Below are 16,485 nucleotides of genomic sequence, written 5' to 3'. Positions count from 1 at the left end.
GCTCGGAGCAGCCACGGTGGGGTGGGCCGGCAGCGCCATCACCTCCACGCGCACCTGGTCCTCCTGCACGGTGGCTCCCGGGGTGCCCACGCGAGCGCGGGCGAGGAAGCGGCCAGTGGACGGCTCGATGCGGTCGAGGAACGGCTGCGGCATCAGGCCCATCACTCCGACGAGGATGATGAAGGGCAGCACCGTGAGCATCTCCCGCAGGTTCATGTCGGTCAGGTGCTGGTTCTCGCGGTGCGTGAGGCCGCCGAAGAACACCTTCTGCACCATCCACAGCATGTACGCGGCGCCCAGGATGACGCCCAGGGTGGCGAACGCGCCGAACACCATCGTCAGGTGCGGGTTGCCGGCGGCCGCGCCCAGGTCCGACTTGAACGTGCCCAGCAGGACGAGGAACTCACCGATGAAGCCGTTGGTGCCCGGCACCGCCACCGACGAGAAGGTGATGATGACGAAGGCCACGGTGAACACCGGCATGACCTTGGCGATGCCGCCGAAGTCCGCCATCAGTCGCGTGTGGCGCCGCTCGTAGAGGAAGCCGAACAGGAGGAACAGCGCGCCCGTGGAGATGCCGTGGTTGAGCATCTGGTACGCGCTGCCCGTGGCACCCTCCGCCGTCAGGGCGAAGATGCCCAGCATGCAGTAGCCCAGGTGGCTCACGGACGAGTAGGCAATCAGCTTCTTGATGTCCCGCTGCGCCAGACACATCAGCGCGCCGTACACGATGCCGATGACGGCCAGCGTCGCCAGGAAGGGCCGGGCGTTCTGCGCGGCCACCGGGAAGAACGGAATCGCGTACCGCCAGAAGCCGAACGTGCCCATCTTCAGCATGACGCCAGCCAGAATCATGGAGCCGGCCACCGGCGCCTGCACGTGCGCGTCCGGCAACCACGTGTGCACCGGCCACATGGGCACCTTGATGGCGAACGCCAGCGCGAAGGCGGCGAAGAGCCACGGGCCATAGGTGTGCAGCGTCGCGGCCAGTCCCGTGAGCGAGTCACACGCTCCGGGGGGGCCCGCGTTGCAGGCGGACAGCTGACGGTTCGCGTCCAGCAGGCCGTTGTACATCGTGGAGTAGTCGAACGAGCGCGCGCCCGCGGGCGAGCTGATGAAGTACACGGCGATGAGCGCCACCAGCATCAGCAGCGAACCGACCAGCGTGTAGAGGAAGAACTTCACCGCCGCCATCTGGCGGTCCTCGGCGCCCCACACACCCACCAGGAGGTACATGGGGATGAGCATGGCCTCGAAGAAGATGTAGAAGAGCAGCACGTCCAGCGACACCAGCGCGCCCAGCATCGTCGTCTGGAGCACCAGCAGCGCCAGGTGGAACTCCTTGATGCGGTGGCTGATGTACGTGGTGGAGGCCATCACCACCAGCGGGCCCAGGAACACCGTGAGGAGCAGCAGGCTCACCGCCAGGCCATCCACGCCCAGGTGGTAGCTGAGCCCGAACTCCTTGAACCAGGACACCCGGTACTCGAGCTGGAACTCCGGGCCGCCCGGCTCGAAGCGCATGTACGCCCACACGCCGAACACGAGGTCCACCAGCATGGCGATGAGCGTGACGGTGCGAATCTGTCCCGACTCGCCCGCCGGCAGCATCAACACCAGCACCGCGAAGATGAGGGGCAGGAAGACGACGAGGTTGAGCAGGTGGGTGTCGAAGAAGCTCATTGCAGCACCTGGATGAGGGCGTAGGCGACTCCGCCCAGCAGGGCGAGGGCCATCACTGCGGCGTAGGCCTGGGCGTCGCCCGACTGGACGTAGCGCAGCGCGCTGCCCACTCGCGCCGTCACCCACGCCGTGCCGCGGACCGCCACGGTGTCGATGAGGAGCGCGTCCACCACGCGGAAGAGGATGAAGCTCATGAACTTCACCGGCCGGATGATGGCCAGCTCGTACAGCTCATCCACGTAGAACTTGTTCTGCGCCGTGCGGCGCACCGCCCGGGCGAACGCGGGAACCGGCTGGCCCACGCGCGCCGGGAAGAAGCGCAGGTACAGGAAGCCCGCCAGCGCGCCGCCAGAGACGGCGACGAGCCACGCGAAGACGTAGTCGCCCATGGCGGGGACGCTGGTGTCCAGCTCCACCGTCTTGCCCGACGCCACGATGCGGTTCATCGCCGCGAACACCGGGCTCAGGAAGTTCTCGAACACCGGCTGGGGCCGGCCGTCGCCCGGCGCCTTCATCAGCGGCCACGCGTACACCGCGGACACCACGCTGAGCACCGCCAGCACCACCAGGGGCAGCGTCATCTGCCACGCGCTCTCGTGAGCGTGCGCCAGCTTCGCCTCCTTGGAGCGCTGACCCTCGAAGGTCAGCAGGTACACGCGCGTCATGTAGAACGCGGTGCAGGCGGCGATGAGCAGGCCCAGGTAGTAGACGACGCTGGACACCCAGTGCAGCCCTTCCAGGTGGTTGTGGTGCACTCCGTGGAAGATGGCGTCCTTCGAGAAGAAGCCGGACAGCGGGATGATGCCGGTGATGGCCAGCGTGGCGACGAAGAACGTGCCCCACGTCCACTTCATCTCGTGGCGCAGGCCGCCCAGCTTCTTGATGTCCGTCTCGTCCCCGTTGCCGTGCATCACGCTGCCGGCGCCCAGGAAGAGGCAGGCCTTGAAGAACGCGTGCGTGACGAGGTGGAGCACCGCCGCCCAGAACACGCCCATGCCCACGCCCATGAACATGATGCCCAGCTGGGACACCGTGGAGTAGGCGAGCACCTTCTTGATGTCGTCCTGCGCGAAGGCGATGAGCGCCGCGAGCAGCGAGGTCAGCGCGCCGATGATGGCCACCGTGGCCATGGCCGTGGGGCTGAGCACCAGCAGCGCGGACATGCGGCTGAACAGGTAGATGCCGGCGGTGACCATCGTCGCCGCGTGGATGAGGGCGGAGACGGGCGTCGGGCCCGCCATCGCGTCCGGCAGCCAGACGTAGAGGGGCAGCTGCGCGCTCTTGCCCGCGGCTCCCAGCAGGAACAGCAGCATCGCCGCCGTCATCACCCCGCCGAACGTGTAGCCCTCCAACGGGCCCGCGGCGATGGGGGTGGACAGCGTCACCTTGCCGCCGCCCTCGGGCAGCGCCTCGGCCATCTTCTGCAGGCCCAGGAAGGTGACGGGGCCCTTGTCCTGGAGCGCGGACGCGTAGCGCTGGCTGCTGCTGCCCGCCACCGTGTAGTCGCGCTCGTCGGCCTGCTTGTTGAAGGCGCCCACCAGGAGCACCATCAGGAACGTGGCGATGAGGAACGCGAAGTCACCGATGCGGTTGGTGACGAACGCCTTGCGGCCCGCCCACGCCTTGGCCGGGTCCGTGTACCAGAAGCCGATGAGCAGGTAGCTGGCCATGCCCACGCCTTCCCAGCCCACGAAGAGCAGGACCAGGTTGTCGGCCAGCACCAGCGTCAGCATCGCCGCGACGAACAGGTTCAGGTACGCGAAGTACCGCCAGTAGGACTCGTCGTGCTCCATGTAGCTGGTGGAGTACAGGTGGATGAGGAACCCGACGCCGGTGATGACCAGCAGCAGGGTGCCCGACAGGTGGTCCACCATCAGCCCGAAGTTCACCCGGAAGTCGCCCACGGCGAACCAGGTGCCGTAGTCGTGCGCCAGGGCGTAGCGCACGTAGTCGCGCTCGTTGCCGAACGGGTTCACGAGGAAGGACAGGAGCCTGCGAGTCTCCGGGTCCGTGGCGCTGGTGGCCCAGAAGGCCAGCACGCTGAGCACGAACGCGCCGCCCACCGCCGAGCAGGCGACCAGGTTCACGTTGGCCCGGCCCAGCATCTTGCCGAACACGCCGCAGATGAACGCGCCGAGCAGCGGCAGGGCGATGATGAGCCACAGGGAGGGCGCCATCACGTCGGGAGCGACGGGCGCCGTCGTCAGGAATTGCGAGAGGGTCATGACAGGGCTCCTGGCGGGTCCGTCAGTGCTTCATGGTCCGGATGTCTTCCACCAGGACGCTGCCTCGGCTCCGGAAGACGGCGATGACGATGGCGAGGCCAATGGCCGCTTCCGCCGCCGCGACGGCGATGACGAAGAAGGCGGAGACATGGCCAACGCTGTCTCCGTGCATTCGGGCGAACGCGAGGAAGGTCAGGTTCGCGGCGTTGAGCATCAGCTCCACGCACATGAAGATGACCAGCGCGTTGCGGCGCACCATCACGCCAAACATGCCCATGCAGAACAGGGCGGCGGCAAGCAGGAGATAGTAGGAGATGGGGACCATGGGCCGATTCGGGGCCTCGCGGGCGACGACCTGCGCCGCCATCTAGCACAGAAAGTTGGGGGGGAGTCGGCAGCGATCAGATTCGCGACTTGGCCACCACCACGGCGCCCACCATGGCCACCAGCAGCAGCAAGCTCACCGCTTCGAAGGGAAGCAGCCACTGGGTGAAGATGACCTGACCCAGGGTCGCCATGGTGCCGAAGGTCGCCTGCCCCTCCAGTCCCAGCGAGGGCGGCGGCCCGGAAGGCAGCTTCGACAGGGCGATGCCCAGCACCACCAGCAGGCCCACCGTGGAGGCGCCACCCACGATTCGCGCCAGCGTGGGCCGGCCCCGCGTGGGGGACTCCCCCAGGTTGAGCAGCATGATGACGAAGAGGAAGAGCACCATGATGGCGCCCGCGTAGACGAGCACCTGGAGCACCGCCACCGTGTGCGCCCAGAGCAGGATGTACAGGCCCGCCAGGAAGAAGAAGGTGGAGACCAGGGCCATGGCGGAGTTGATGGGGCTCCGCGCGAAGATGACCGTCCCGGCCGACAGCAGCGTCAGGAGCGCGAACGCCCCGAAGAGGATGAGCTCGATGTTCAAGACCAGTCTCCGAACGAACCCCAGGGCTTGTCGCCGAACGGGCAGCGGTGCTCGCGGATGTGGGCCTCGAACTCGTCCTTGTACCGCATCAGGAACGAGTGCGTGGGCAGCGCCGCCGCGTCACCCAGCGCGCAGATGGTGTTGCCCAGGCCGATGGGCGGGTAGGGGGCAATCGAGGACGCCACGTTGGACAGCATCTCGATGTCGCCCGGCTCGCCGCGGCCTTCTTCAATCTTGCGCAGAAGCCGCGTCTGCCACGGCGTGCCTTCGCGGCACGGCGTGCACTGGCCGCAGGACTCCTCCGCGTAGAAGCGCGCCACGCGCCACAGGCTGCGCACCATGCAGGTGGAGTCGTCCATGACGATGACGCCGCCGGAGCCCGCCATGGTCTGCTTGACCTTGAGGGCCTCGAACTCCATCGCCACGTCCAGCTCGTCCGCGCCCAGCACCGGCGCCGAGGACCCGCCCGGAATCACGGCCTTCACCTTGCGACCCGCCGGCATGCCCCGGCCGAACTTGTCGTCGTAGATGAGTTCCGCGAGCGTGGTGAACATGGACACTTCGTAGACGCCGGGGCGGTTCACGGAGCCCGACAGGCAGACCAGGCGCGTGCCGCCCGACTTGTCCGTGCCCAGCTTCGCGTACCAGTCCGAGCCCCCCGTGAAGACGTGGGGCACGCTGGCGAGCGTCTCCACGTTGTTCACCACCGTGGGGCTGCCGAACAGGCCGACCACCGCGGGGAAGGGGGGCTTGAGGCGCGGCCAGCCCTTCTTGCCCTCCAGGCTCTCCAGCAGGGCCGTCTCCTCGCCGCAGATGTAGGCGCCAGCGCCACGGACCAGGTAGCAGTTGAGCTCGAAGTCCTTGCCCAGCATCTTCTTGCCGAAGATGCCCGCCTTGTAGGCCTCGTCGATGGCCGCCTGGCAGCGCTCCGCGGGGAACTTGAACTCGCCGCGCAGGTACACGTAGCAGGTGTGCACGCCCAGCGCGTACGACGCGATGGCGATGCCCTCCAGCATCATGTGCGGGTCGTCTTCCAGGATGTAGCGGTCCTTGAAGGTGCCCGGCTCGGACTCGTCGCCGTTGACGGCCAGGTACTTGGGCTTGGGGCTGTCCTTGGGGACGAAGCTCCACTTCAGGCCCGTGGGGAAGCCGGCGCCGCCGCGCCCTCGGAGGTTGGACTTCTTCACCTCGTCGATGATGGCCGCCGGCTGCATCTCCAGCGCCTTCTTGAGGCCCTCGTAGCCACCGCGCTTCTTGTAGCTGTCCAGGGTCCAGGACTGCGGCTTGCCCCAGGCCGCCGAGATGATCGGGTCGATCGTCTTTGCCGTAGCGGTCATGTGATGACGTCCTACCTGAGTGAAAAAGGGTGGGGCTAGCTCAGCTTGGCCAGGATGGCGTCCAGCTTGGCGCGGGTGAGGCTCTCGTGATGATCCTCGTTGATCTGCAGGCACGGTGCGGTGCCGCAGGAGGCCAGGCACTCGGTCTCGCGCAAGGTGAACTTCTCGTTGGCTTCACCTGCCTTGAGGCCGAGCTTCTCCTCCAGGTAGGCGAGCATCTTCTCCGCTCCCCAGAGCGAGCAGGACAGGTTCGTGCAGACGTCGATGACGTACTTGCCCGGCTTCTTCAGGTGGTACATCACATAGAAGCTGGCGACCTCGTAGGCGCGCTCCGGCGTGACTTCCAGGCTCTTGGCGACCAGCCGCAGTCCCTCGGGCGGCAACCAGCCCTTGATCTCCTGGAGCACGCGCAGCGCCGGGAGCATGCCCGCGCTTTTGCGATCAGGGGGGTAGTGGGAGATGATCTCCGCGATACCCGCGTCGAACTTCTTCTGCTCTTCAGGAGTGAACAGGGGCTCCGCCATGGCGGGGGGCTACGTATTGCTCCCATGGCCGCGTTGTCAACATAAACCCTCGACGGTACACTGGGCCGCCATCAGCAAATTGCCGAGCGATTTCAACCCCTTGTTATGACCCCGGGCCCAGAGAACAAGCGCCAGCACCCCCGGATCCCGGCCGTGCTGAAGGTGGAGTACGCGGACGGACGCCATGCGCGTGACGTCACGGAGAACCTGTCCCATGCGGGGCTCTTCGTGCAGACCGAGCAGGCCTTCACATTGGGGGAGGACGTCCGGCTCGCACTTTCTTTCCCGGGACTGCTGGATCCGGTAGAAGTCAGCGGCATCGTGGCCTGGGTCAGGCCGGCGAGCTTCGATCAGCCCGGAGGTGTCGGCGTCCGAGTGGAGCGCGCAGAAGACCGGCGGAGACTGGGTGACATCTTGAGTGCGGCAGGTCCAGACAGCCAGGAGTCCACCGGCGAGCACGAGGGGTACCGTGTGCTCATCGTCGAGGACAACCCGCACATCATCGAGATGTACAGCTACGTCCTGAAGAAGCTGGCCAGCGGGGAGCTGCACGGGAAGGTGCCCCTGGAGGTCCACTTCGCGCCGGACGGGCACCACGCGCTCCTGATGCTGCGCGAGGGCCGCTTCAGCCTCGTCATGACGGACCTGTACATGCCGGTGATGGACGGCTTCGCCCTGGTGGAGCGCATCCGCGAGGAAGAAGCGCTCCGGGCCATCCCCGTCATCGCCATCTCCGCGGGCGGCAAGGAGGCGCAGGACCGCGCCCTGCAGCTCGGCGTCGACATCTACCTGCGCAAGCCGGTGAAGTTCGTCGAGGTGCTGGAGACGGTGAAGCAGCTCTTGCGCATCAAGTAGCCGGCCCCCGGGTTCTGGCAGTCCCACGTTGAGTGAGGACGGGGGGACGTCGTAGAGTCGCCCACCCATGCCGAAGGCCGCCATCAACCGCGACGCCGTCAGTGGCGAGGCGCTGTTCATCCTCCGTAACCTGAGGGAGAACGGCCGACTTGGACGCTCGAACAAGCTGGCCGATGTGAAGGCCGCTCTCGAACCGTCCGTCTCGCTCGAGTTCGACAACTACTTCTTCTTCCTGCGCAAGTTCCACTACATCGCCATGGACCGCGAGGCCCAGCTCAAGCTCACCGACCAGGGTGAGCGCGTGGCGGGCGGGGAACTTGGGGACAAGTTCTCCACGGAGGTGGGCGAGTTCTTCGCCGAGCAGCTCGCCTCCGCCGAGGACGAGCCTCCGGTGGCCCAGGGCACCGAGGAGCCCATGCAGCTGCCGCCGCCCCCGCCAGAGCTGTTGCTGGACGAGGCGGAGGTGGTGCCCACCGCGGCCACGCAAATCGCGCCGCCTCCCTCGCCTCCGTCCATGGCGCCCATGCGGGCCGCGCGCTCGGCCATGCCCGCGCTGGAGTTGACACCCCCGCCCGGGGCGGCGCAGGTGCCGTCGTCCGTCGGCTCGCCTTCGCCCGTGGCGCTCATCACCCCCGCGGTCCCCGAGCCTCGCCGGGAGACGTCCATCGGCCCCGCTCCCGTCGCTCCCGCGCCGCTGCCCTTCGCTCCTCCTGCGTCGTCCGTTTCCTCCATGCCCCCTCCCGCCGCCACTCCTGTCGCCGCCGCGCCCGTCGCTTCCAAGGGCACCGAGCTGGACCTGCGCTACCAGAAGTTCGACCCCATTGGCACGGGCCCCCTGGGCACCGTCTTCAAGGGTCGCTTCACGGCGCTCGGGCTGGACATCTGCCTGAAGGAGCTCAAGGACATCTTCGGCTACTTCTCCTTCCTGCAGCGCGGGGAGGTGCTCAAGCGGCTGAAGAAGGAGCTGTGCGCGCAGGCCCAGGTGCGCCACCCCGGCATCGTCCAGGTGGTGGATCAGAACGTGGACGCGAGCCGGCCCTACTTCGTGCTGGAGTTGATGAACGGCAGCCTGAAGGAGCGGCTGGAGGCGGGCGGTGGCAGCGGCGTGCCGGTGCCCTTCGCGCTGCGCACCTTCCTGCAGATGGCCTACGGCCTGCGCGCCGCGCACGCCACGGGCCTGACGCACCACAACCTCAAGCCGGAGAACGTCCTCTTCGACGCGTACGGCAACGCGAAGCTCGCCGACTTCGGCCTGGGCCGCGTGGTGGAGGTGGACTCCACCAAGGGCATGCCCCAGGTCTTCGTGGGCACCGGCGGAATGCCCTACATGGCCCCGGAGCTGATGAACCGCGGCGCCAAGGAGCCGGGCCCGTCCGCGGACGTCTACGGGCTGGGCATCCTGCTCTACGAGATGCTCACCGGGCAGATTCCCGGCCGCCGCTCGCCCCTGCCCTCGGAGGTGAACCCCGAGGCGCCCAGCGGCCTGGACCAGCTCTTCGACAAGGCCACCCAGGACAAGCGCGAGCAGCGCTACCCGGACGTGGATGCGATGCTCGAGGACTTCTACAAGGCCTTCCCGGACAAGGAGTTCCTCGTCCGGGGCGACCTCGTCCTCTCCTCGGACGCGCCGCAGCCGTGATTCACCGGTGGGCGCGGGCCGCATGAGGCCCGCCCCGCCCGCGTGCGGTCGTGGCATCGTCGGGGGGACATGACCCCGACTTCTTCCGGCTGCGTGCTCGTCACCGTCACGGGCAAGGACCACCCTGGCATCACCGCCCGCCTCACCGGCCTGCTCGCGGAGGCGGGCGCGGAGCTGCTCGACGTGGAGCAGGTGGTGGTGCAGGGCCGCCTCACGCTCTGCCTGCTGGTGCGCCTGCCCGACGCGCGCGGCATCCCCAGCGCGCTGCTCTTCGCCGCCCGGGAGCTGGGCGTGGACCTGGACTTCCAGGCGGTGGAATCGCCGGACGCGAGCGCCCCCGCGAAGTCCGCGCCCGCGCGCTACGTCGTCACGGCGGTGGGCCGCGCGCTGGGCGCCCGCGAGCTGCATGCGTTGTCCTCGCACCTGGCGGGGCAGGGCGCGAACCTGGAGCGCATCGTCCGGCTGACGCACACGCACCTGGGCTCGGTGGAGCTGCACGTCACCCTGTCTGACTCCGTGGAGCCGGAGGCGCTGAAGCGCTCCCTGCTGGCGCTGTCCATGCGCGACAACACCTTCGACGTGGCGCTGCAGCGCGAGAGCCTGTTTCGCCGCAGCAAGAGGATGGTGGTGATGGACATGGACTCCACGCTCATCCGCATCGAGGTCATCGACGAGCTGGCGCGCGCGCACGGCGTGGGCGAGCAGGTGTCGCGCATCACCGAGCGCGCCATGCACGGGGAGATGGACTACGACGAGTCCCTGCGCCAGCGCGTGGCGCTGCTGGCGGGGCTGGACGTGGCCGTGCTGCACCAGCTCGCGGCGAACCTGCCGCTGACGGAGGGCGCCCAGACGCTGGTGCGCGTGCTGCGGCGCCTGGGCTACCGCACCGCGGTCATCAGCGGAGGCTTCTCCGTGGCCGCCGAGGCGCTCAAGGCGCGCCTGGGCATCGACCATGCCTTCTCCAACGTGCTGGAGGAGGAGGGCGGGAAGCTCACCGGGCGCACCGTGGGGCCCATCGTCAACGCGCTCCGCAAGGCGGAGCTGCTGGAGCAGCTGGCGAAAGAGGAGGGCATCCTGCTCGAACAGGTCATCGCGGTGGGCGATGGCGCCAATGACCTGCTGATGCTGGAGCGCGCGGGGCTGGGCATCGCCTTCCGCGCCAAGCCCCGGCTGCGCGAGGCGGCTGATACCTCCATCTCCGCCGGCGGCCTGGACGCCATCCTCTACCTCTTGGGGCTCACCGGTCGCGAGCTCGAGGAAGCCGGCTGACGACTACAGCCGCATCTTCGCGGCCAGCTCCCGCTGCTGCAGCTTGCCCTTCTCCAGCAGCAGCTCCAGCAGGGCGCGCAGAATCTTGGAGCTCTTCTCCTGGTTCTGCTGGAGCGTCTGCAGGCGCTGCAGGTCCTCGTCCGTCCACTCGGAGGCCGGGACGCCGCCGGCCAGGATTTCATCCAGGATGTCCGCCGCGCTGGAGGAGCCATTGGCCACGGGCGGTGCGGGCTTGTCGGCGGCACGGGGCGCGGGCGCGGTGGCGGGAGAGCCCGGCGGGACGATGTCGGCGATTCGCTTCACCACCGTGTTGCCGCTCATGTCGACGACCTTGAACTCGTCCTCCTCCTGCTGCTCCTCGTCGACGGTGGAGGGCGTGTTGGCGGACTGGCTGCGCGATGGTGCGAAGCGGCTGCTCGCCACCGGCTCCTGGTTCCGGTAGTGCCGCAGGATGGCGTGCTCGATTTCGCGCTCGCCCGCCACCATGGGCACCACGCGAGCGCGGCTGCGGGCCGCCACCTGGTCCAGCGTGGCCAGGTCCGTGGGGTCCGCCATCGCCAGCACCAGCGTCTTGCCGTTGTCCTTGAGCGACACGGGGAAGACCGCCTTCTGCTCGGCCAGGCCCACCTCCACGCGCGCCAGCGCGCTCGCGTCGCGGCTGATGTTGCCCAACTGCACCCGCTGCATCCCCAGGCCCTGGCAGATGGCCTCCGTGACGATGTCCTCGCTGGCCAGCCCCAGGTCCGCCACCACGCGCGACAGCCGCCCGCCCCACTGGTCCAGGGTGGCCATGGCGCTGCGCAGCTGGAGGTCGTCGATGACGCGGGCCTTGACGAGGATGTCACCAATACGATTGCGGGAAGGAGAAGCCATGGCTCGGGAGTCTACCGTCTGAATGCGCGGACGCTCAGTCCGCGACGCAATCGCCCGCTTCGAGGGCGAGGAGGCACCACCATGCAGCCCTTCGCGGAAACCGCCATCCAGCAGTGCCCCTACTGCGGCGAGGAGGTAGAGGTCGACGTGGACCCCATCGGCGCCAGCGCGGAGCACTACATCGAGGACTGCCCCGTGTGCTGCCGTCCCTGGACGGTGCACGTCGCCCGTGACGAGGAAGCCGTCTCCGTGTCCCTGGGCCGCGAGGACGACTGACGCCGCGGTACCCGTCCTGGAAGGCGCCTTCCCGGTGCATAGGAGGGCAGGCAGGCGGGCTTGTGGGGACGGGCGCGGCGGGGCCGGGGGCGTTGCTTGACACGTCCCGGAGCATGGTTCTCTTGAGTCTTGTGAGGCGGCGCTGGAGTGGAGCCCCGATGGGGCCCCCGAGGCGACCGCCAACTACGACAACGTCTGTGATTCACACATCGTGCACCCTGCCCAGGGTGGCACGCACAGGAGAAGACCATGCAAAGCCGAAACCCGTTCAACTCCGCCGTGGTGGTGAACCCCCTGATGCGCGACTTCGACGCGCTCTTCCGTGAGCTGGGGCAGCCGGGCTTGTTCCGTCAGTCCGCGCGGAGCACCGAGCGCGCTCCCGCGGCCGACATCCTCGAGTCCGAGGCCGGCGTCACGTTGCACCTCGACATCCCTGGCGTGGACGTGAAGGACATCCAGGTGACGGTGGAGCGCGACGTGCTCACCGTGAAGGCCGAACGCAAGGCGCAGCCGCTCGCCGAAGGCGTCAGCGTGCGTCGTCAGGAGCGCGGCCAGGGCAGCTTCACGCGCTCGTTCTCCCTTCCGGAGACCGTGGACGCCACCCAGGTGGAGGCGCGCTACGAGCAAGGCGTGCTGACGCTGACGCTGCCTCGGCGCGAGGAGTCCAAGCCCCGAGTCATCGAGGTCAAGGTCCAGAGCTGAACCGCGCGCACACCCCTCCTGGGAGGCCGCTGTTCGCCGAAAACGGCGCGGCTTCCTGCTGACTTCACCCCTGTCGAGGGCTTCCGCGAGGGGGTGGCGGAAGCCCTCCGCGCTTCAGCGCTTGGCGCTGAGCGAGATGGGCACGCGGAACAGCTCCAGCACCTGCTGTACATCCAGCGGCTTGGCGAGGCACGCGAGCGCGCCGGCCTGCTTCGACTGCTCCACCACATCGGCGGTGTGCACGGACGTCATCGTGATGAGACGCACGCCCTCCATCTGCTTGCGCTGACGAATGCGACGGCACACCTCCAGGCCATCGATGTCCGGCATGTTGAGGTCGATGATCATGCCGTGCGGCTTCTGCTCGGACACCAGCAGCAGCGCCTCCACGCCACTGGTCGTCGTCTGCAACTCCACCTGCGCCGCGAACGGCTTGAACGCGCGCTTGATGGCGTCCAGCACCGCGCGCTCGTCGTCCACCACCAACAGGCGCACCGTGCCGCTGCCCAACTCCTCAGGCACCGGCATCTGGTGGGTGATGAGGAACGTGCGCAGGTCCGCCGACCGCACCCGGCGGTGACCGCCCGGCGTCCTGAAAGCCATCAGGATGCCCCGGTCAATCCACTTGCTCACCGTGGACGGATCCACCTGAAGCAAGCGACTGATGTCGTGCGTCGTGTAGAGCTGGTCCGTCATCGCCGTACTCCCCTCTTGCTGCATCATTCCGCTGCCCATGGAATCAACCACCTACCTTGAATACGGGGTTTCCTTCAACCTCTCTGCGCACTGCGTCCATCAGTCCCCCTCATCAGACCCACGGCGTTCTCCCACCGTCCACTGGCCTTGAGGCACAGCTCGACGAGCTCTCGGGCGGCGCCACGGCCGCCCGGACTCTGGGTGATGAAGTGAACCTCCTGACGCACCTCGGGAACAGCATCCGCGGGACACGCGGACAAGCCCACCCTCGAAAGAGGGGCCAGGTCATTGTGGTCGTCACCCATGTAGGCACACGCCTCCAGGGGAACGGCCAGTTGCTGGAGCAGCTCGTCCAGTGCGGCACCCTTGTCGCGGCGGCCTTGAAACACAGCCGCCAGCCCGAGCTCCCTCCCGCGAGCCTCCACGATTCCTGAGGTGCGGGCGGTGAGGATGGCGGCGGGCAGGCCCGACAACCGGGCCATGACCAGGGCGTGGCCATCCTTCACATCGAAGCGCTTCATCAGCTCCCCGCCGTCGCCGTAATACAGGCCGCCGTCGGTGAGCACCCCGTCCACGTCGAAGACAAGCAGCCGCACGCGTGCCGCGCGAGACGTCAGCTCTTCCTTTCCAGGCTTGGAAGGTGCTTCCGTCGACATGACTCGCTCGGCTCCTCCCCTCGTCGTGTCCATCAACCGGGCTCGTGTCCCAACACCCGGCGGATGTTCAGCACATTTCGTACCACGTCCTCGAACATCTGTGGATTGAGGGAGCACGGACCGTCACACAGGGCACGATCAGGGTCCTCATGGACTTCCGTGAACAATGCATCAATCCCGGCCGCCGCGGCGGCATGGGCGAGCAGTGAGACGAACCTGCGCTCGCCCCCCGTCACTCCGTCGCCGGAGCTGGGCTGCTGCACGGAGTGCGTGGCGTCGAAGCACACGGCCAGGCCCGCCTCGCGCATGTGGGCGAGCCCTCGCATGTCCACCACCAGGTTGTTGTAGCCGAACGTGGACCCCCGCTCCGTGACGAGCACGTTGGGGTTGCCCGACTCGAACGCCTTGCGCGCCGAGTGGACGATGTCCCTGGGGGCTACGAACTGTCCCTTCTTCAAGTTCACGCCCTTCCCCGTGCGAGCCACGGCCTCCACCAGGTCTGTCTGCCGGCACAGGAACGCCGGTATCTGGATGATATCCACAACTTCCGAGGCAGGACCTACGTGGCTGGTTTCATGGACGTCCGTGAGGACCGGGACGCCCACTTCATCCCTGATACGCGCTAGAATACGCAGCCCTTCCCGGAGGCCAGGACCTCGGAAGGACTTCCCGCTTGTCCGGTTGGCCTTGTCGTAGGAGCACTTGAACGCGTAGGGCACGCCCAGTCGGCTGGTGATGCCCTTGAGCAAGTGAGCATGTTTCAGCGCCATCTCCTCGGACTCGATGCTGTCCGGGCCGGCGATGACGAAGAGCTTCTGCCCGGGGCCGACCTTGTAACCACACAGGTTGATGGGGAGGCTGCTGGCGCTCATGCGCGCACCTGACCGGCCGTGGCGTCACGCTGCTCGAGCGCCGCCTTGATGAAGCCGGAGAAAAGGGGGTGAGGAGCAAAGGGCTTGCTCTTGAACTCGGGATGGAACTGGCAGCCGACGAAGTACGGGTGGTCCGACAATTCAATCATCTCCACGAGGTTCAGCTCCGGATTATGCCCGGAGATGACGAGTCCCGCCTCCTGAAGCCGGCCCCGGTAGGCGTTGTTCACCTCGAAGCGGTGGCGATGACGCTCCTGGATGGTGTCCTGGCCATACAGTTGGTGTGCCCGTGAGCCGGGCTTGAGCGCGCAGGCGTAGCTGCCCAGACGCATGGTGCCGCCCTTGTCCTGCACCGTGACCTGGCTCTCCATGAGCGTCACGACGGGGTGCGGGGTGTGCTCGTTGAACTCCAGGCTGTTGGCCGCGGGGAGGCCCAGCACGCTGCGGCTGAACTCCACGACGGCCATCTGCAGGCCCAGGCAGATGCCGAAGAAGGGGATTTTCTTTTCCCGCGCGTAGCGGACCGCGGCGATTTTGCCCTCGGTGCCACGCACGCCGAAGCCGCCGGGCACGAGGATGGCGTCCACGCCCGCCAGCAGCTTCTCCGGGCCTTGCGCCTCCACGTCCTGGCTGTCCACGAAGTGCAGGTTCACCTTCACGTCGTTGGCGATGCCGCCGTGCAGCAGCGCCTCGTTGAGGCTCTTGTAGCTCTCCGTCAGGTTCACGTACTTGCCGACGATGGCGACCTGGACCTGGCCGCGCGCGGGCTCGTACACCTTGCGGATGATGTTCTCCCAGCGCTCCAGGTGCGGCGCGCGGCTCCAGATGTTGAGTACCTCCGCGAGCCGGTCATCCAGACCCTGGCGGTGCAGCTCCAGCGGCAGCTCGTAGATGCTGCGCACGTCCGGCGAGGTGAACACGTTGCCCGTGTCCACGTTGCAGAACATGGCGATCTTGTCCTTGATCTCCCGAGACACCTCGCGGTCCGTGCGACACACGAGGAAGTCGGGCTGGATGCCAATCTCCCGCAGCTTCATCACCGAGTGCTGCGTGGGCTTGGTCTTCACCTCGCCCGCCGCGCCGATGTACGGCAGGAGCGTCAGGTGCACGTAGACGGCGTTCTGGCTGCCCACGTCGTAGCGCATCTGCCGGATGGCCTCGAGGAACGGCAGCGACTCGATGTCGCCCACCGTGCCACCGACCTCCACAATCACCACGTCCGCGTCCTGGGCCGCCTGACGGACGCTCGCCTTGATTTCATCGGTGATGTGCGGAATCACCTGCACCGTCTTGCCCAGGTACTCGCCGCGGCGCTCCTTCATGATGACCGCGTGGTAGATGCGGCCCGACGTGAAGTTGTTGAGCCGGCTCATCCGAGCGTTGGTGAACCGCTCGTAGTGGCCCAGGTCCATGTCCGTCTCGCCACCATCCTCCGTGACGAAGACCTCGCCGTGCTGGAACGGGCTCATCGTGCCCGGGTCCACGTTGATGTACGGGTCCAGCTTGAGCAGCGTGACGGCGAGCCCACGGTTCTCGAGCAGGGCGCCGATGGATGCCGAAGCGAGGCCCTTGCCGAGGGAGCTGACCACTCCGCCCGTCACGAAAATGAACTTGGTTTTCTTGGAGCGCATATCCCGTTCTGCCAAGTAGGGCAGGGATGCGTCAATTATTCTGAGTAGGACGTGCGGCCGGTCGGCGCCCCGGCTGACACCTTCTCAGTTGCCGTCCCAACCACCCGGGCGAGACACGGCGAACTCCCGGACGTCGGGTTGTCCGACCCGGAAGGCGCGCAGATCGCAATTGCGGCAGCTCCACCCCTCCCAGCCGCGCTTGACGACCATGTGCAGGCAGGCGTCGTAGTTGGGGCAGTAGAGGTTGCGCTGCGCATCGACAGCCTCTTCGTCGCGCAGGGCGGTGGGCAGAGGGCTGGGGCACGGGGTGATGGACACGGCGAATCTCCCGGATGG

The 16,485-nt window shown here is 67.5% G+C and carries 17 protein-coding genes; 5 read left to right on the top strand and 12 right to left on the bottom strand.

Going from position 1 to position 16,485, the window contains the following annotated elements:
- From FJV41_RS14995 to FJV41_RS14970, 6 genes are all read right to left on the bottom strand, one after another.
- The coding region (locus tag FJV41_RS14995; RefSeq protein ID WP_141643160.1) for a complex I subunit 4 family protein at positions 1-1,683 on the bottom strand (1,683 nt) is incomplete at its 3' end.
- Complete coding sequence (gene nuoL, locus FJV41_RS14990; protein ID WP_141643159.1) at positions 1,680-3,908, bottom strand: NADH-quinone oxidoreductase subunit L; 2,229 nt, start codon at positions 3,906-3,908, stop codon at positions 1,680-1,682. The genes nuoL and FJV41_RS14995, both read right to left, overlap by 4 nt.
- 22 nt (positions 3,909-3,930) lie before the next feature.
- A complete protein-coding gene (gene nuoK, locus FJV41_RS14985) occupies positions 3,931-4,233 on the bottom strand; it encodes an NADH-quinone oxidoreductase subunit NuoK (protein WP_141643162.1) in 303 nt (100 codons plus the stop codon).
- A gap of 76 nt (positions 4,234-4,309) precedes the next feature.
- Complete coding sequence (locus FJV41_RS14980; RefSeq protein ID WP_141643158.1) at positions 4,310-4,819, bottom strand: NADH-quinone oxidoreductase subunit J family protein; 510 nt, start codon at positions 4,817-4,819, stop codon at positions 4,310-4,312.
- A complete protein-coding gene (nuoF, locus tag FJV41_RS14975) occupies positions 4,816-6,156 on the bottom strand; it encodes an NADH-quinone oxidoreductase subunit NuoF (protein WP_141643157.1) in 1,341 nt (446 codons plus the stop codon). Before nuoF ends, FJV41_RS14980 begins: the two co-directional genes overlap by 4 nt.
- A gap of 35 nt (positions 6,157-6,191) precedes the next feature.
- Positions 6,192-6,680, bottom strand: coding sequence for an NADH-quinone oxidoreductase subunit NuoE family protein (locus FJV41_RS14970; protein ID WP_141643156.1), 489 nt, complete (start codon positions 6,678-6,680; stop codon positions 6,192-6,194).
- Between the two features lie 105 nt (positions 6,681-6,785).
- On the opposite strand from FJV41_RS14970, the gene FJV41_RS14965 reads away from it, so the two are divergent.
- The 3 genes from FJV41_RS14965 to serB all read left to right on the top strand — a co-directional run bounded on the left by FJV41_RS14965 (position 6,786) and on the right by serB (position 10,443).
- Positions 6,786-7,535: a TIGR02266 family protein gene (locus FJV41_RS14965; RefSeq protein WP_141643155.1), complete on the top strand. Its 750-nt coding sequence runs from the start codon at positions 6,786-6,788 to the stop codon at positions 7,533-7,535.
- Positions 7,536-7,602: 67 nt separating this feature from the next.
- Complete coding sequence (locus tag FJV41_RS14960; protein WP_141643154.1) at positions 7,603-9,174, top strand: serine/threonine-protein kinase; 1,572 nt, start codon at positions 7,603-7,605, stop codon at positions 9,172-9,174.
- Between the two features lie 69 nt (positions 9,175-9,243).
- On the top strand, positions 9,244-10,443 hold the full coding sequence (serB, locus tag FJV41_RS14955; RefSeq protein WP_141643153.1) for a phosphoserine phosphatase SerB: 1,200 nt from the start codon (positions 9,244-9,246) through the stop codon (positions 10,441-10,443).
- A 3-nt stretch (positions 10,444-10,446) separates the two neighbouring features.
- Here the strand turns inward: serB and FJV41_RS14950 are convergent, their stop codons facing one another.
- Positions 10,447-11,316 carry a GspE/PulE/PilB domain-containing protein gene (locus FJV41_RS14950; protein ID WP_141643152.1) on the bottom strand — a complete coding sequence of 290 codons (870 nt, stop codon included), beginning with the start codon at positions 11,314-11,316 and terminating at the stop codon, positions 10,447-10,449.
- Positions 11,317-11,397: 81 nt separating this feature from the next.
- Between FJV41_RS14950 and FJV41_RS14945 the strand changes: the two genes are divergently transcribed.
- Both FJV41_RS14945 and FJV41_RS14940 read left to right on the top strand, forming a co-directional pair.
- Positions 11,398-11,592 (top strand): CPXCG motif-containing cysteine-rich protein, encoded by a 195-nt coding sequence (locus FJV41_RS14945; protein WP_141643151.1) that lies wholly within the window; start codon positions 11,398-11,400, stop codon positions 11,590-11,592.
- 249 nt (positions 11,593-11,841) lie between these two features.
- Positions 11,842-12,294 carry an Hsp20/alpha crystallin family protein gene (locus tag FJV41_RS14940; RefSeq protein ID WP_141643150.1) on the top strand — a complete coding sequence of 151 codons (453 nt, stop codon included), beginning with the start codon at positions 11,842-11,844 and terminating at the stop codon, positions 12,292-12,294.
- Between the two features lie 114 nt (positions 12,295-12,408).
- Here FJV41_RS14940 and FJV41_RS14935 read toward each other — a convergent pair whose 3' ends face one another.
- The 5 genes from FJV41_RS14935 to FJV41_RS14915 all read right to left on the bottom strand — a co-directional run bounded on the left by FJV41_RS14935 (position 12,409) and on the right by FJV41_RS14915 (position 16,467).
- Positions 12,409-13,029, bottom strand: a complete 621-nt coding sequence (locus FJV41_RS14935) for a response regulator (RefSeq protein WP_015346747.1) — start codon at positions 13,027-13,029, stop codon at positions 12,409-12,411.
- Between the two features lie 35 nt (positions 13,030-13,064).
- Entirely contained in the window at positions 13,065-13,646 is a 582-nt protein-coding gene (locus tag FJV41_RS14930; RefSeq protein WP_141643149.1) for a KdsC family phosphatase, read from the bottom strand.
- A 32-nt stretch (positions 13,647-13,678) separates the two neighbouring features.
- Positions 13,679-14,518: a 3-deoxy-8-phosphooctulonate synthase gene (gene kdsA / locus FJV41_RS14925; RefSeq protein WP_141643148.1), complete on the bottom strand. Its 840-nt coding sequence runs from the start codon at positions 14,516-14,518 to the stop codon at positions 13,679-13,681.
- Positions 14,515-16,149, bottom strand: coding sequence for a CTP synthase (pyrG, locus tag FJV41_RS14920; protein ID WP_141643147.1), 1,635 nt, complete (start codon positions 16,147-16,149; stop codon positions 14,515-14,517). Before pyrG ends, kdsA begins: the two co-directional genes overlap by 4 nt.
- 84 nt (positions 16,150-16,233) lie before the next feature.
- Positions 16,234-16,467 (bottom strand): hypothetical protein, encoded by a 234-nt coding sequence (locus tag FJV41_RS14915; protein ID WP_141643146.1) that lies wholly within the window; start codon positions 16,465-16,467, stop codon positions 16,234-16,236.
- Between the last annotated feature and the right edge of the window lie 18 nt (positions 16,468-16,485).

This window comes from Myxococcus llanfairpwllgwyngyllgogerychwyrndrobwllllantysiliogogogochensis (assembly GCF_006636215.1).
GTDB classification, from domain to species: Bacteria; Myxococcota; Myxococcia; order Myxococcales; family Myxococcaceae; genus Myxococcus; species Myxococcus llanfairpwllgwyngyllgogerychwyrndrobwllllantysiliogogogochensis.
Note: the sequence above shows the minus strand (reverse complement) of the source record. Positions and strands in the feature narration are given on the sequence as shown.

Bases quoted from the DNA above. Each gene is read 5' to 3' on its own strand.
- nuoL (WP_141643159.1), bottom strand. From the start codon at position 3,908: ATGACCCTCTCGCAATTCCTGACGACGGCGCCCGTCGCTCCCGACGTG.
- nuoK (WP_141643162.1), bottom strand. From the start codon at position 4,233: ATGGTCCCCATCTCCTACTATCTCCTGCTTGCCGCCGCCCTGTTCTGC.
- nuoF (WP_141643157.1), bottom strand. From the start codon at position 6,156: ATGACCGCTACGGCAAAGACGATCGACCCGATCATCTCGGCGGCCTGG.
- FJV41_RS14970 (WP_141643156.1), bottom strand. From the start codon at position 6,680: ATGGCGGAGCCCCTGTTCACTCCTGAAGAGCAGAAGAAGTTCGACGCG.
- FJV41_RS14965 (WP_141643155.1), top strand. From the start codon at position 6,786: ATGACCCCGGGCCCAGAGAACAAGCGCCAGCACCCCCGGATCCCGGCC.
- FJV41_RS14960 (WP_141643154.1), top strand. From the start codon at position 7,603: ATGCCGAAGGCCGCCATCAACCGCGACGCCGTCAGTGGCGAGGCGCTG.
- serB (WP_141643153.1), top strand. From the start codon at position 9,244: ATGACCCCGACTTCTTCCGGCTGCGTGCTCGTCACCGTCACGGGCAAG.
- FJV41_RS14950 (WP_141643152.1), bottom strand. From the start codon at position 11,316: ATGGCTTCTCCTTCCCGCAATCGTATTGGTGACATCCTCGTCAAGGCC.
- FJV41_RS14945 (WP_141643151.1), top strand. From the start codon at position 11,398: ATGCAGCCCTTCGCGGAAACCGCCATCCAGCAGTGCCCCTACTGCGGC.
- FJV41_RS14940 (WP_141643150.1), top strand. From the start codon at position 11,842: ATGCAAAGCCGAAACCCGTTCAACTCCGCCGTGGTGGTGAACCCCCTG.
- FJV41_RS14935 (WP_015346747.1), bottom strand. From the start codon at position 13,029: ATGGGCAGCGGAATGATGCAGCAAGAGGGGAGTACGGCGATGACGGAC.
- FJV41_RS14930 (WP_141643149.1), bottom strand. From the start codon at position 13,646: ATGTCGACGGAAGCACCTTCCAAGCCTGGAAAGGAAGAGCTGACGTCT.
- kdsA (WP_141643148.1), bottom strand. From the start codon at position 14,518: ATGAGCGCCAGCAGCCTCCCCATCAACCTGTGTGGTTACAAGGTCGGC.
- pyrG (WP_141643147.1), bottom strand. From the start codon at position 16,149: ATGCGCTCCAAGAAAACCAAGTTCATTTTCGTGACGGGCGGAGTGGTC.